This is a genomic window from Kribbella sp. NPDC004138 (genome assembly GCF_053603655.1).
In genome coordinates this window covers 108,804-122,484 of sequence record NZ_JBSGFZ010000017.1, presented here as the reverse complement: position 1 = coordinate 122,484, position 13,681 = coordinate 108,804, and the positions used below count along the sequence as shown (strand labels likewise).

13 protein-coding genes are annotated in these 13,681 nt (G+C 69.3%); 4 read left to right on the top strand and 9 right to left on the bottom strand.

Going from position 1 to position 13,681, the window contains the following annotated elements:
- Positions 1-10: 10 nt before the first annotated feature.
- The 4 genes from ACWEOO_RS24165 to ACWEOO_RS24150 all read right to left on the bottom strand — a co-directional run bounded on the left by ACWEOO_RS24165 (position 11) and on the right by ACWEOO_RS24150 (position 3,933).
- Positions 11-823 (bottom strand): ABC transporter permease, encoded by an 813-nt coding sequence (locus ACWEOO_RS24165; RefSeq protein ID WP_452144919.1) that lies wholly within the window; start codon positions 821-823, stop codon positions 11-13.
- A complete protein-coding gene (locus ACWEOO_RS24160) occupies positions 820-1,800 on the bottom strand; it encodes an ATP-binding cassette domain-containing protein (protein ID WP_452144918.1) in 981 nt (326 codons plus the stop codon). Before ACWEOO_RS24160 ends, ACWEOO_RS24165 begins: the two co-directional genes overlap by 4 nt.
- 88 nt (positions 1,801-1,888) lie before the next feature.
- Positions 1,889-3,205 (bottom strand): MFS transporter, encoded by a 1,317-nt coding sequence (locus ACWEOO_RS24155; protein ID WP_355694128.1) that lies wholly within the window; start codon positions 3,203-3,205, stop codon positions 1,889-1,891.
- Positions 3,202-3,933 (bottom strand): GntR family transcriptional regulator, encoded by a 732-nt coding sequence (locus ACWEOO_RS24150; RefSeq protein WP_359935786.1) that lies wholly within the window; start codon positions 3,931-3,933, stop codon positions 3,202-3,204. Before ACWEOO_RS24150 ends, ACWEOO_RS24155 begins: the two co-directional genes overlap by 4 nt.
- Positions 3,934-4,188: 255 nt before the next feature.
- On the opposite strand from ACWEOO_RS24150, the gene ACWEOO_RS24145 reads away from it, so the two are divergent.
- Both ACWEOO_RS24145 and ACWEOO_RS24140 read left to right on the top strand, forming a co-directional pair.
- A complete protein-coding gene (locus ACWEOO_RS24145) occupies positions 4,189-5,592 on the top strand; it encodes a S8 family peptidase (protein WP_452144917.1) in 1,404 nt (467 codons plus the stop codon).
- A 458-nt stretch (positions 5,593-6,050) separates the two neighbouring features.
- The gene (locus ACWEOO_RS24140; protein ID WP_452144916.1) at positions 6,051-6,821 is read left to right on the top strand and encodes a hypothetical protein; all 771 of its coding nucleotides are present in this window, start codon (positions 6,051-6,053) and stop codon (positions 6,819-6,821) included.
- 162 nt (positions 6,822-6,983) lie between these two features.
- Here the strand turns inward: ACWEOO_RS24140 and ACWEOO_RS24135 are convergent, their stop codons facing one another.
- A complete protein-coding gene (locus tag ACWEOO_RS24135; protein WP_452144915.1) occupies positions 6,984-7,820 on the bottom strand; it encodes an EamA family transporter in 837 nt (278 codons plus the stop codon).
- Positions 7,821-7,874: 54 nt separating this feature from the next.
- On the opposite strand from ACWEOO_RS24135, the gene ACWEOO_RS24130 reads away from it, so the two are divergent.
- A complete protein-coding gene (locus tag ACWEOO_RS24130; protein ID WP_452144914.1) occupies positions 7,875-8,831 on the top strand; it encodes a hypothetical protein in 957 nt (318 codons plus the stop codon).
- Here ACWEOO_RS24130 and ACWEOO_RS24125 read toward each other — a convergent pair.
- Together ACWEOO_RS24125 and ACWEOO_RS24120 are read right to left on the bottom strand one after the other, a co-directional pair.
- Positions 8,814-9,770, bottom strand: a complete 957-nt coding sequence (locus ACWEOO_RS24125; RefSeq protein ID WP_452144913.1) for an NAD-dependent epimerase/dehydratase family protein — start codon at positions 9,768-9,770, stop codon at positions 8,814-8,816. The two genes, ACWEOO_RS24130 and ACWEOO_RS24125, sit on opposite strands and share 18 nt — an antisense overlap.
- Positions 9,767-10,195, bottom strand: a complete 429-nt coding sequence (locus ACWEOO_RS24120; protein WP_452144912.1) for a MerR family transcriptional regulator — start codon at positions 10,193-10,195, stop codon at positions 9,767-9,769. The genes ACWEOO_RS24125 and ACWEOO_RS24120 overlap by 4 nt, the downstream gene beginning before the upstream one ends.
- Before the next feature lie 150 nt (positions 10,196-10,345).
- Here ACWEOO_RS24120 and ACWEOO_RS24115 point away from each other — a divergent pair, with 150 nt between their 5' ends.
- Positions 10,346-11,179, top strand: coding sequence for an SDR family NAD(P)-dependent oxidoreductase (locus ACWEOO_RS24115; RefSeq protein WP_452144911.1), 834 nt, complete (start codon positions 10,346-10,348; stop codon positions 11,177-11,179).
- A gap of 75 nt (positions 11,180-11,254) precedes the next feature.
- On the opposite strand, the gene ACWEOO_RS24110 is transcribed toward ACWEOO_RS24115, so the two are convergent.
- Entirely contained in the window at positions 11,255-12,703 is a 1,449-nt protein-coding gene (locus ACWEOO_RS24110; protein ID WP_452144910.1) for a dihydrolipoamide acetyltransferase family protein, read from the bottom strand.
- Positions 12,703-13,680: an alpha-ketoacid dehydrogenase subunit beta gene (locus ACWEOO_RS24105; RefSeq protein WP_363706196.1), complete on the bottom strand. Its 978-nt coding sequence runs from the start codon at positions 13,678-13,680 to the stop codon at positions 12,703-12,705. The genes ACWEOO_RS24110 and ACWEOO_RS24105 overlap by 1 nt, the downstream gene beginning before the upstream one ends.
- Position 13,681 lies beyond the last annotated feature (1 nt).

Sequence of the window (13,681 nt, the reverse complement as noted above, 5' to 3'; positions counted from 1 at the left end):
TTCGCTGCTATCAGGTACGGCGGCGGTAGGCGCGGATCGCCAGCGGGGCGAAGACCGCGACCAGGCCGACCATCCAGGCCAGCGTGATCAGCAGCGGCTTCTCGATCGGGCCGCCGAGCATCAGGCCACGCATCGTGTCGACCAGGTACTTGACCGGGTTGACCTTCACGAACGCCTGCAGGAAGCCGGGCAGCGTGTCGGTCTGGACGAACACATTGCTGCCGAAGGTGAGCGGGAACATCACCAGGAACGCGACACCCTGCACACCCTGGGCGGTCTTCAGCGAGAGCCCGAGCCAGACCCAGATCCAGCACATCGACAGCGCGAACGCCAGGACGACCACCAGCGCGAGGACGCCGTACCCGACGCCGTTCTGGAACCGGAAGCCGAGCGCGAACCCGGTCCCCATCAGGATCACGATCGACAACGTGTACCGGACCGCGTCGCCGAGCACCGCGCCGACCAGCGGCGCCACGCGGGCGATCGGCAGCGACCGGAACCGGTCGAACACGCCCTTCGCGAAGTCGTCGTTCAGCGCCACCCCGGTGCCCATCGTGGAGAACACGACCGTCTGCACCAGCAGACCGGGCAGCAGGAACGGCAGGTAGTCACGCCAGCCGGCGCCCTGCGCGATCGCCCCGCCGAACACGAACAAGAACAGCACCAGGAAGATGATCGGCTGGAACGTCACGTCCGCCAGCGCTTCCGGGTTCTGCCGGATCCGTACGACGTTCCGCCAGGCCAGCGTCAGGCTCTGCTGCACCCACGCCAGCGGATTGGCGCGCCTGGCGACGTGCGCCGGCTCGAGTGTCGCGGCGGTCATCGGCCCACTCCTTCCAGGATCTTCTGCTCTTCGGCGGTGTGACCGGTCAGCGCCAGGAACACCTCGTCCAGGCTGGGCAGCCGCAGCGACAGTTCGGTCACCGCGATCCCCGCCTCGTCCAGCCGCCGTACGACGACGGGCATCGACGAGCCGTCCGTCACCGGCACGCTCACCAGCGTGTTGACGACGTCCACGGACGGCCGGGTACCGACCGACTCGGCGACAATGGCCGCGACCCGCTCGAGGTGCGCGGGCTCCGCCGGACGGACGTCCAGCGACTGTTTGCCCGCCTGCGCCTTCAGCTCGGCCGGCCGCCCGTTCGCGACCACGGCGCCCTTGTCGAACACCACGATCGAGTCGGCCAGCGCATCGGCCTCTTCCAGGTACTGCGTGGTGAGCAGGACCGTGGTCCCGTCGAGCACCAGGTTGCGGACCGTCTCCCAGACGCCGTTGCGGGCGTGCGGGTCCAGACCGGTCGTGGGCTCGTCCAGGTACAGGATGCTCGGGTTGCCGACCAGGCTCGCGGCCAGGTCGAGCCGGCGGCGCATACCGCCGGAGTACGTCTTCGCGATCCGGTCACCGGCCTCGGTCAGCTCGAACCGCTCCAGCAGCTCGTCCGCCTTGGCGCGGGCCTGCGGCCGCGAGTACCCGAGCAGCCGGCCGATCATGATCAGGTTCCGGCGGCCGGACATGTCCTCGTCGACCGAGGCGTACTGCCCGGTCAGGCCGATGATGCTGCGGACCTTGCCGGCCTCCCGGACGACGTCGTACCCGCCGACCGTGGCGTGACCGCCGTCCGGCCGGAGCAGGGTGCCGAGGATGCGGACCGCGGTCGTCTTGCCGGCGCCGTTCGGGCCGAGGACCCCGAGAACGGTGCCGGTCGGCACGCTCAGGTCGACGCCGGCAAGCGCGGTCGTAGAGCCATATTTCTTGACCAAGCCGACCGCCTCGATGGCGACCTGGTTCGTTGTGGTCATCGGTTCCTCCCAGTTGACTCACTTCACTGGGATTACCGTGCCGCGGTGCTCTGGCACCGGCCTGGCACTCCGCTGTCAGGCCGCTGTCTCAGCCTTTCAGCGGGACGATCTGGTTGGCGAGGAGGGCCTGGTACGCCTCCGGGTTGTAGCGCGCCAGGTGACCGCGGGCCTTCCGCCGGTACTTGAGGATCTGCCGGGTGCCGATCGCCCACAGCACATACTGGAACGCGAGCGCGAACTTGAAGTCGTCGATCGACTGCGGGGCGCCACCGGACGATGCGTCGAGCAGGACGCCGACCATACCGATGCAGATCAGCGTGGCGATGAAGCCGCCGGTGTTGACCATCCCGTTGGCCGCGCCGAACCGTGTCGTCGGGTTGAAGGTCCGGGCGTAGTCCAGGCCGAGCATCGAGCCCGGTCCACCGGCAGCCTGTACGACGATCAGCAGCAGGAGCACGGGCAGCGGAGCACGCCCCGGCCAGAGCAGTACGACGGTCCACATGACCACGGAGCCGGCGATCACCGCCAGCACGATCCACGACCGGTAGAACGGGAACTTGGCGGCGTACCGCCCGACCAGGGGTCCGTAGCAGAGGCCGGCCAGCACCGGGATGATCAGCATGGCCGCAGCGGTCGTCGGAGCGAGTCCTTGACCCTGCACCAGGAACGGGAAGCCCCAGAGCAGGCCGAACGTGCTGCCGGAGAAGCTGGTGGTGAAGTGCGTCCACAGGCCGAGCCGCGTGCCCGGCTCCTTCCAGGCGCGGCGCAGGTTGCGCTTCACCTCGTGCAGCGGCTGCTTGGCGCGGCGGAGCGGCTCGTCGTACGGGGTGTTCTTCACGAGGAACAGGACGAGCAGTCCGGTCACCACGCTCAGCAGGCTCGCAGCAGCGAATGTCGGCGTCCAGCCGAAGGCGTGGAAGGCAGCAGCCATCGGCACGGTCGACATGATCGCTCCGAGACCACCGAGCATTCCGGTCGCCTGTGACATCACCGGCTGGCGTAGCGCGGGGAACCACGACATGACCACACGCAGCACGCTGATGAAGACCAGTGCGTCACCGACACCCAGTACGGCGCGTGCGGCGAGCGCGGCGGGGTACGAATCGACCAGGCTGAAGGCTGACTGCGCTACGAAGAGCAGACCGGACGCAGCGATCAGCAGGCGCTTGGAGCCGTACCGATCGAGCAGCACGCCGACCGGCACCTGCATCGCGGCGTACACCGTGAGCTGGACGACCGTGAAGCTGGCCAGGGCGGATGCGGAGATGTCGAAGCGCTCGGCGGCCTGCAGCCCGGCGACGCTCATCGAGCCGCGGTGCAGCACCGTCACGAGGTACGTCAGGACAGCAGTGGCCCACACCGCCCAGGCTCGCCGTCCGCCCAGGGGGAAGAGAAGTTCGGTCACCGAGTGCCCCGCAGATCTGTCGCGGCTTCGGCGATGTGAGCGACGACGAGCTCGCGGAAGCGTTTGACGCTGTTGCCGCCGAGCGCGTCGATCATCTCCTGGTGCGCGGTGATCGACTTGTCCATCCGGGCCGGCTGCACCTCGATACCGGGCACGCCCATCCGGACCTGCCGGTCCCGCAGGCTGTTGTAGAGCTTGGCGAGGATCTGGTTGCCGGCGGCACCGACAATGGCCTCGTGGAACGCGCGGTCCGCCTCCAGGAAGCTCTTCGCGTCCCCGGTCTTGCGGCAAGCGCGCATCTCGTCGACGCGCTGCGTCAGGGTCTCGATCAGCTGCTTGCGGCGCGGCCAGACCTTGGCGGCGGCGTGCGTCTCGATCAGCTCGCGGGCCTCGAGGACGTCCTCGATCTCCTGCGGCAGCACCGGGAGGACCAGCGCGCCCTTCTTCGGGTACAGCTTGACGAGGCCGGACTCCTCCAGGCGCAGCAGCGCCTCGCGCACCGGCGTACGGGAGACGCCGACCGCCGTCGCGAGCTCACCCTCGGTGAGCAGCTCGCCCCCGGGATACGCCCGGTCCAGGATCGCGGCCTTCACGTACGCATACACGCGCTCGGCCGCGGGGATCTTCTCCACCCCCGGCGCCGCCTCGACGACCACGCGGGCGATCTCCGCGGTCTCGTCACCCAACACCAACGCGTCCGGCGCCTGCACCGGCTCCCCGCTTGCCACTGAACTCCCACCCATACGACTCGTATCTGTGTTGTATCTATCTTACACACACAGGTAATCCACCGCGGGCGGCCGATATTCCCCAGCTTGTCCACGAGTTATCCACAGGCAGATCCACAGGATGTGGGCAACGGAGCGTCATGCAGGGTTTCCCTAGCGTTGTGGATGAACGACTCCGCCGGTCGGCGATTCGTCCTAGAGTCTCGGGTTACCGGCCTGGGCCCGTCCGCCTGGGCGCTGCCCTGAGGAGGCACCTTGTCCCGAACGTCCCGTCCCCGCCGGCTGGCGGCCGGCCTGTCCGCCGCCGCGCTGGCGTGCGTGTCCCTCGCCGCCGCGACCGAAGCCAGCGCCGCCACGCCCGACGCCGCCGGTCCGCTGATGAATTACGTGGTCAACACGAAGGCCACGCCGGGTCACGTCCGCAAGGCCGAAGACGCGGTCAAGGACGCCGGCGGCACCGTGCTCACGTCGTACCGGCAATTCGGTGTGGTCGTCGCGCAGTCGACCAACCCCAACTTCCGGACCGACATCCGCGCGACGCACAACGGGCGCGAGGTGCAGTCCGTCGGCGCCACCCGGACCGCCGCGGTCAGCGAAGGCCCCGGCGGGCTGAACGGCATCGACGACGCCGAGGCGACCCCCGTCCTCGACCCGCGCGAGGGCGAGCAGTGGGACATGGTCCAGATCAAGGCGGACCAGGCGCACGCGGTCACCGACGGCTCCCGGAGCGTCCTGGTCGGCATCAACGACAGCGGCGTCGACGACACCCACCCCGACCTCGCGCCGAACTTCGACGCCGCCGACTCGGTCAACTGCGTGAACAACGGCGTACCGGACACCACCACAGGCGCCTGGCGGCCGACGACCAGCTCGCACGGCACCCACGTCGCCGGCACGGTCGCGGCGGCCCGTAACGGCGTCGGCATCGTCGGCGTCGCGCCCGGCGTACGGATCGCGTCCGTCAAGGTCGTGAACGACGACGGCTTCATCTACCCGGAGTACTCGATCTGCGGGATCGTGTGGGCCGCGCAGCACAACATGGCCGTGACGAACCACAGCTACTTCATCGACCCGTTCGAGTTCTGGTGCAAGGACAACGGCGACCAGGGCGCCGTACAGGAAGCCGTCCGGCGCGCGTACGCGTGGGCGAGCGACGAAGGCACGCTCTCGGTCGCGGCCGCCGGCAACTCGAACTACGACCTGTCCAACAAGACCACGGACAGCAACAGCCCGAACGACACGACCCCCGTCACGCGGACGATCAACAACGACTGCCTCGACATGCCGACCGAGCTGCCCGGCGTCATCACCGTCGCCAGCACCACCCAGGCCCGCGCGAAGAGCAGCTTCTCCAACTTCGGCCTGAACAAGATCGACGTCGCCGCCCCCGGCAGCTCGATCCTCTCCACCCTCCCCGGCAACCGCTACGGCCTCGCCAGCGGTACGTCGATGGCCTCGCCGCACGTCACCGGCGTAGCGGCCCTGATGAAGTCCACCCACCCGTGGTGGGGCCCGCGTGACATCGAACGCGCCCTCCACCAGGAGGCCGACGACACCGCCTGCCCCACCACCCCCGACCCCCGCTGCACCGGCACCACCACCAACAACGCCTTCTACGGCGAAGGCATCACCGACGCCCTAGACGCCGTAACCCCCTGATCCGAGCGGGGGTCCCCCGCCCGGGACCCCCGTTCACACTTATCTCGCACGTGGAATCAGCCCCACGCGCCGACTACGCACGACTCCTTCGTCGCCGTGCTACGCGCCGCTCCCGCCCACCCCCGGCTTGGCGCCGGAGCATCTGCTGCCGCTACCGCCGGCGCGCTGCGGGCTGCCGCCCGCCTTCTGCTCGCTGGCGCTCGCGAGCGACTACCAACTGATCGCCCACGGCACGGTCCCGGGCTCTCTTCTCGTAGTCCGCAAAGTGGCGGCGAGATCGTGCGGGTGGTGCTCGAATCGCCGGCTCGCTGGTCAGTGGCCCTGCTCTTCGATGTATCGAAGCGCGTACATCTTCAGGATGTCTGCCGGAATCTCGATCACTGTCTCGTGGTCCGGCACCGGCGCGACGGCGTTCGCGTCGGCCAGCACCAATCGGTGCGCCGACGGACCATGTAGTCATGGCAGCCAGGGATTTGGTGTTCGCGGTCGGCGATCGAGTCCGGACCTGGGGGCGGATCGTGGTGCGTGCTGATGGTGATTGGCTGGACGTGGCTCGCGTCCATGATCTGACCTTCAGACCGCCTGACTGGAAGTCTGATCGTTCGATCCGGCTGATAGGGGTCGACGTCGATGCAGCCTTCAGTGACGTTCCACCGAACCGGGTCCCGGGCTACGTCCTGGTGGTCGGGATATGGCGCGACCAGATCATCGAGGTCGAGACACAGACGACGGAGATCCCTCCTCCGGAGCCGCTTGCGCAGTGGACGGATCCACCCTGCCCGCCGCCCCGCGGTGGCTGGCGTCGCGACGTCGTGACCTTCGAACTGGACTTCGATCTCGGCGACCTGCGAACGTCCGGGGCGATCGTCGACCAGGTGATCTTCCGTCCGTCCCCGGACCACGAAGTCCTGGTCGTCGCGGCCGGCGACGTCGATCAGGTGATCCGGCGGTTGTCGCCGAAGTTGCCTGATCAGCTCTGCGTGGTGCCGAGCCGGTTCACCCGCGCGCAGATCGACGAGCTCTACGACGTACTGCATGCCCATTGGCAGGCGTGGCGTCTGGAGTCCTTCGGCACCGGCGCCGACGCACAAGCTCAGCCCTTCGTGATGGTCGAACCGTTCCGGGTCACCGCCGAGATGGCCGAATGGGCCGACACGCTGCCCCCGGGACTGCTTCGCCTTCGCCCGGCCATCAGCCCTGCACAACAAGCGGGTCCGGCGCATCGCTGAACCCGCTCGTCCGATCGCGGACCCGCCGAGTCGTGGCGATTGGCTCCGATGGCCATCGCCGAGTCGTGGATCGAGGCGGTGATTCACAACCACATTCCACGACTCGGCGGCCGTTCGAGCCGGTGGTCTTCGAGGTGAGGGCGCGGGGCCACCGCAGCCACGTCAGCCGGCGGTGATCAGGATGATGCCGGCCACTACTACGGCTGCGGCGGCGGCTCGTTTGGGGCCGAAGCGTTCGTGGAAGAAGATGGCGCCGATGATGGCGCCGAAGATGATGCTGGTTTCGCGGAGGGCGGCGATGGCGGCTAGGGTGCCGCGGGTTTGGGCCCAGAGGACGAGGCCGTAGGCGGCCATCGAGACGACGCCGCCCGCTAGGCCGGAGAGGATCGCGGGGCGGGGTAGGTCGAAGGTGCGCGGGCCGCGCCAGGCCAGGACCGCGAGCGGGATGGCGAAGCCTTGCAGCATGAAGACCCAGCCCATGTAGGTCGCGACAGGCATCTTGTGGACGGCGACCCCGTCGACGACCGTGTACGACGCGATCATCAGCCCCGTGCCGATCGCCGCGAACAACGCCGGGGCCTGACCACGTCCCGGGCGCCCGATGAAGACGAGCGCGATCAGACCGGCCGAGACAAGAAGGACACCGGCCAGCTCCAGCACAGCCAGCGTTTGGTGCAGTACGACGATCGACACCACGGCCACGACCCACGGCGACGTACCGCGGGCGAGCGGGTACATCTGGCTGAACTGCCCCAGCTGGTAAGACGCCAGCAGCCCACCCAGATAAGCGACGTGCAGCAGGGCTGACGCGATGATGTATCCCCAAGTCCCGGCCGGTGGCAATCCCATCACCAGCACCGCGACGAGACCGATCACCCCGGCCGCAAGCTCGAACAGCGCCAGCCCGGCCACCCGATCCGGCGCCCCGTGAGCCATCGCGTTCCACGTCGCATGCAGAACGGCCGCCCCGAGCACCACCAGGATCACCACCACCCCCACACCCTCTCACCGTGCGTTCGGGGTGGTCAGCTGGATTACCGCGATGATGGTCACGTGGAGACCTCAGCCAGGCATCGCCTGTACGACGCTGCAGCGCGCTGCTCCGTGGATCCACACTGGGCCGACACGGACCGTCCGATCGAGGCTGCGACCCAGGCTCTCGTGGACGGCCTCGACTCCCCTGCCCTGCGCGAGCTCGCGGGCGAGCCCCGCTCCGCCCGGTCCGGGCCGATCCGCCGCCTGCTCCTCGACGCCTTGGAGCAGCTCGCCATTCCACGTCCTGACCCGACCGCACCTGGTCAACGCGTCAGCGGTACGTCGTACGCACGCTTGCCCACCGACCGCCTCCGCCTGGACATCACGTCAGGCGACGAAGGCTTCGAGGTGCTGATCCACGTCAACGAGCTGGAGATCACCCAGGCCGGCGCCGGCATGGGAATGCACCCGTTCGATCTGTTCGTCCCCGCCAATCGGCTCGTGGCGACCACCGAGCCGCAGCGCGTGATCGTTGCCCGGTGTTCCTGCGGCGAAACGGGCTGCGGCTCGACCGAGGCCCGGATCGTCCGCGACGACGGCGTCGTCCATTGGGACTGGTCGGTGGACGTACCGCTCGGCCATGGAGTCTCCTTCGAAGCCGCGGCGTACGACGCGGAGGTCGAGCGGATCGGCGCCGACCGTGGTTGGCAGCGGCCGGCGGACACGGTGGTGCGGCTGGTGCTCGAGTCCGCCGACCGCGAGCTTCTGGCAGCTGCGGGCTTGAGGCTCAACTGGGCCGCGCAGGACCACCGCGACCCGCGGCAGTTCCTGGTGTCGCTGGTCGTCGAAGTCGAGAAGTTCCAGGTCTTCCTCCGTTTCCCGATCAAGGAGCCGGAGCGGCTTGCCGACGAGATACTGCGTACTCTTCGGCAGCCGCCCGGACGCTGGCGGGCAACGTTCCACTCGATGGTGGCCGGTCGCCGCGGCCGCCCGTCGATGGCCGGCCGGCGTTGGCGTTCAGAGGACGTCTGGTGACCACAGCCCGAGGTCGCGCAGGCTCTCGGCGGTTTCGATGATGGTGGTTTCGACGTCGCGGGGCTGCCAGCCGAGGGCGCGGGCGCGGTCGTTGTGGATGATCGGGCGCGGCAGCTCCGGTCCTGGCGCTTCTTCCACAGGAGTCGCGACGCCGAGGCGGCGGTGCAGCATCTGGGCGATCTCGAGGAAGCTGACCGTCGGACCGTTGGCGACGGCGAGGTAGCGGTTACGTGCGGCGTCGGGGGCGGCCATCGCGCGGACGTGCAGGTCGGCGACGTCGCGGACGTCGACCACGCCGAAGCGGGCGCGCGGGACGACGTCCAGTGACCCGTCGAGCATCATCTTGATCAGCTGGGTCGACGAGCGCAGGTCGGCGGTGAGCGTCGGTCCGAAGATGCCGGTCGGGTTGACGACGACCAGTTCGGTGGAGCTGTCACGCATCAGGTCCCACGCGGCGCGCTCGGCGATCGCCTTCGAGCGCGGGTACGGCGCGAGCCCCGGCGTGTCGGGATCCGTCCAGTCCGCCTCGGTGAACTCGGCCCCGGGCTTCGGCGTGTACCCGACCGCGGCGAACGACGACGTCAGTACGACGCGCCGCGCACCGGCGTCCCGCGCCGCCCGCAGGACTCGCAGCGTCCCCTCACGCGCCGGGACGATCAGCTCGTCCGGATCGTCGGGTTGCTCGATGGGAATCGGGGAAGCGACGTGGTGGATCTCCGCACAGCCGTCGACCGCGGCCTTCCACCCGTCGTCCGACATCAGGTCCGCCTCGACGAACTCGAGGCGCGCGTCGTCGGCACCACCACGGCGTACGGCGGCGCGAACCGCGGCGCCGCGTGCGGCCGAGCGCACCGTCGTACGGACCGAGTGCCCGTCACGCAGGAGCCGCGCGATCAGATGGGTCGCCAAGTAGCCGGAACCGCCGGTGACCAGGATCATCGCAGCTCACCCACCACGGGCACGAGCCGGCGGATCGCCTCGGCCTCAGCTGTTTCGTCGCCGCGATCGCGGGCGTCCCAGAGCTCGGCCTTCCCGCGCAGGTACGCGAGCCGGACGCGCTGGGCCGCGATCTCGGCCTCGATCCGTTCCGCGTGCCGCAGCAGCAGGTCGCGCTGCTCGGCCGCGGCCTCCCGTCCCCGCGAGCGGTTGGCGAGATACGTCCGCATGTCCTCGATGCTGACGCCGGCCGCGCGGAGACAGGCCAGTGCTTCGAGCGTGTCGACGTCCGTACTGCGGTAGCGCCGATGCCCGCTGCTCTGGTCCCGGCCGATCGGGCCGACCAGCCCGACGTCCTCGTAGTACCGCAGCGTCGGCTCGCTCAACCCGCTCCGGCGCGCGACCTCCTGAATGGTGAAACTCGTCATGCCGTCCACGCTCACACACTTCAAGCGCTTGAGGTCAACAGTCCTGGTCCCGCGTCCCCTGTGCCCGGCGTCACGTCCGTCGGCTGTCACAGGGATCGTGTGGCCGGCACCTCATGGTCGAAGGAAGGATCGAGAGAACGGAAGGACATCATGAGCAAGGTTTGGTTCGTCACCGGTTCGTCGCGTGGCTTGGGGCGCAACTTCGTGGAGGCTGCGCTGTCCCGGGGCGACAAGGTGGCCGCGACAGCCCGGAACGTCGAAGATCTCGAGAACCTGGTCGCCGCTTTCGGCGACGCCGTGCTCCCGCTGGAGTTGGACGTGACCGACAGGGATGCAGTGTTCGACGGCGTTCGGCGGGCCGTCGAACACTTCGGGCGGATCGATGTCGTCGTGAACAACGCCGGGTACGCACAGATCGGCGCGATCGAGGAGCTGACCGAGCAGGATCTCCGCGACCAACTGGAGACCAACCTGTTCGGTGCGGTCTGGGTCGTTCAGGCCGTGCTGCCGCACCTCCGCGCTCAGGGTGCGGGCCACATCGTCCAGTTGTCCTCGGCGGCCGGGATCGTCGCGATGCCGCTCGGCGGCGCGTACCACGCGTCCAAGTGGGGGCTGGAGGGACTCAACGAAGCCCTCGCGGGCGAGGTCGCGGACTTCGGTGTGAAGGTCACCGTCATCGAGCCGGCCGGGTACGCGACCCGCGACGGCAAGAACCCGAACCCGCTCGACAACGGACATGTGGCCGAGCCCAACCCGGCGTACGACGGGCTCCGTCGGCGTCTCGGTCAGCTCGTGGGGAAGCAGCCGGCCGGGGATCCGGCCGCGGCGGCTCAGGCACTGCTCGAGCTCGTCGACGCCGACAACCCGCCGCTGCGGGTGCTCTTCGGGCAGGGCTTCTACCCGATGATCGAGCAGGCGTACGCCGACCGGCTGAAGACGTGGTCGGACTGGCAGGACTTCTCCGCCCGCGCACACGCCCGCTGAACGCGGCGCCGCCGGCCTGGGGAGGATCCCGTCCCTGTTCGGGCAGAAGATCCTCCCCAGCTTCGCCGGTCGGGGTCAGAACATCAGTGCGCGGGCCGGATCCTCGAGGATGCCGGCCACGTCGGCGAGGAAGGTGGAGCCCTTCTCGCCGTCGATCAGGCGGTGGTCGAACGACAGCGCGAGCGTGGTGATCCAGCGCGGGACGATCTCGTCGTCCACCACCCACGGCTGCTTGCGGACCGCGCCGAAGGCGAGGATCGCGGCCTCGCCCGGGTTGATGATCGGCGTCCCGGCGTCGACCCCGAACACGCCGACGTTGGTGATCGTGAACGAGCCGCCGGCCTGGTCGGCCGGTTGGGTCTTGCCCTCGCGGGCGGTCGCGACCAGGTCGTTCAGCGCCCGGCACAGGTCCGGCAGGGTGAGCGCGTCGGCGCCCTTGATGTTCGGGACGATCAGGCCGCGTGGGGTGGCGGCGGCGATACCGAGGTTGACCGCGCCCTTGTAGACGATCTCCTGGGCCTGCTCGTCCCAGGCCGCGTTGACGATCGGCGTACGGCGGGCCGCCAGCGTGACGGCCTTCGCGACGATCAGCAACGGCGAGACGCGCAGATCTTTGAACGCCCGGTCCGACTTCAGCCGCTCGACCAGCTCCATGGTGGCGCTCACGTCGACGGTGATCCACTCGGTCACGTGCGGCGCGGTGAACGCGCTGGCGACCATCGCCTGCGCCATCACCTTCTGCACGCCCTTCACCGGTACGCGCGTGTCCTCGCGCCCGCTGACCACCGGTTCGTACGTCGCAGCAGCCGGCGCGTCGACCGGAGCCGCGGCGTAGGCCTCCACGTCCGCGCGGGTGATCACACCACCCGGCCCGGTCGGGGCAACCGCGGCCAGGTCGATCCCCAGGTCCTTGGCGAGCTTCCGCACCGGCGGCTTCGCCAGCACATGCACAGACCCGTTGCCCTCGGCAACCAGCGCCTGCGGCGTCGAGGCGGGGGAGGCCGTGGACGGCACCGCCGCGGCAGCAGGTGCCGGCTGGGCGGCCGGCGCCTGCGGCGCGGGGACGGCGGTACCGGCGTGCGCGGCGGGTGCTGTCGCAGCTGCGGTCGTCCCGCCCGCGGCCGGAGCCGAGCCGGCCGAGGCCGCGGGTTTGCGGGCTCGGCGTTTGGCTTCGGTGGTCTTGGGCCCGTAGCCGACCAGGACCGCCGTACGGCCGCCGGATTCCTCCGGTTCCGGGACCGACGGGACCATGTCGTCGGCGAGGGCCTCGGCGGCTTCGGCGGAGTCGGTCTGCACGGAGATGATCGGCGTACCGACCGGGACCGTTTCGCCTTCCGGTACGAGGAGCTCGGTCACGACGCCCGCGAACGGGACCGGCAGCTCGACCAGCGACTTCGCGGTCTCGATCTCGACGATGGTGTCGTTGAGCTTGACCGTGTCGCCGGGCTTGACCTTCCAGCTGACGATCTCGGCCTCGACGAGTCCTTCACCGACATCGGGGAGACGGAACTGCTGGACGCCCATCAGTACCCCATCACCCGGTCGACGCCGTCCAGCACCCGGTCGAGGTCCGGCAGGTAGTCGTCCTCCATCCGCGACGGCGGGTACGGTGTGTCGTACCCGGTCACCCGGAGCACCGGCGCCTCGAGATGGTAGAAGCACTCCTCGGTCACCCGCGCCGCGATCTCCGACCCCGGCCCGAACGAGTACGGCGCCTCGTGCACCACGACCGCACGACGAGTCTTGCGAACCGATGCGAAGATCGTCGCCAGGTCGAACGGCGCGATCGTCCGCAGGTCGATGACCTCCAGGTTGCGGCCGTCCTCGACCGCGGCCTCGGCCGCCTGCAGGCAGGTCTTCACCATCGGCCCGTAGCAGAGCAGCGTCGCGTCGGTGCCCTCGCGGACCACCTTGGCCTTGTGCAGCGGCAGCGCCGGCGGCACGGACTCGTCCAGCTCGGCCTTCTCGTGGTAGCGGCGCTTCGGCTCGAAGAACACCACCGGGTCGTCGGACTCGATCGCCTGCTGGATCATCCAGTACGCGTCGACCGGGTCGCCGCAGGAGATCACCTTGAGCCCCGGTACGTGCGCGAACAGCGTCTCCGGCGACTCCGAGTGGTGCTCGACCGCGCCGATGCCACCGCCGTACGGGATCCGGATGACGACCGGCATCCTGATCTTGCCCATCGACCGGTAGTGCATCTTGGCGACCTGGTTGATGATCTGGTCGTACGCCGGGAACACGAACCCGTCGAACTGGATCTCGCAGACCGGCCGGTAGCCACGCAGCGCCAGGCCGACCGCGGTGCCGATGATGCCGGACTCGGCCAGCGGGGTGTCGATCACCCGGTCCTCGCCGAAGTCCTTCTGCAGCCCTTCGGTGACCCGGAACACGCCGCCGAGCTTGCCGATGTCCTCGCCCATCACGACGACCTTGGCGTCTTTTTCCATCGAGGCCCGGAGCCCGGCGTTGATGGCCTTGCCGAGAGTGATCTTGGTCATC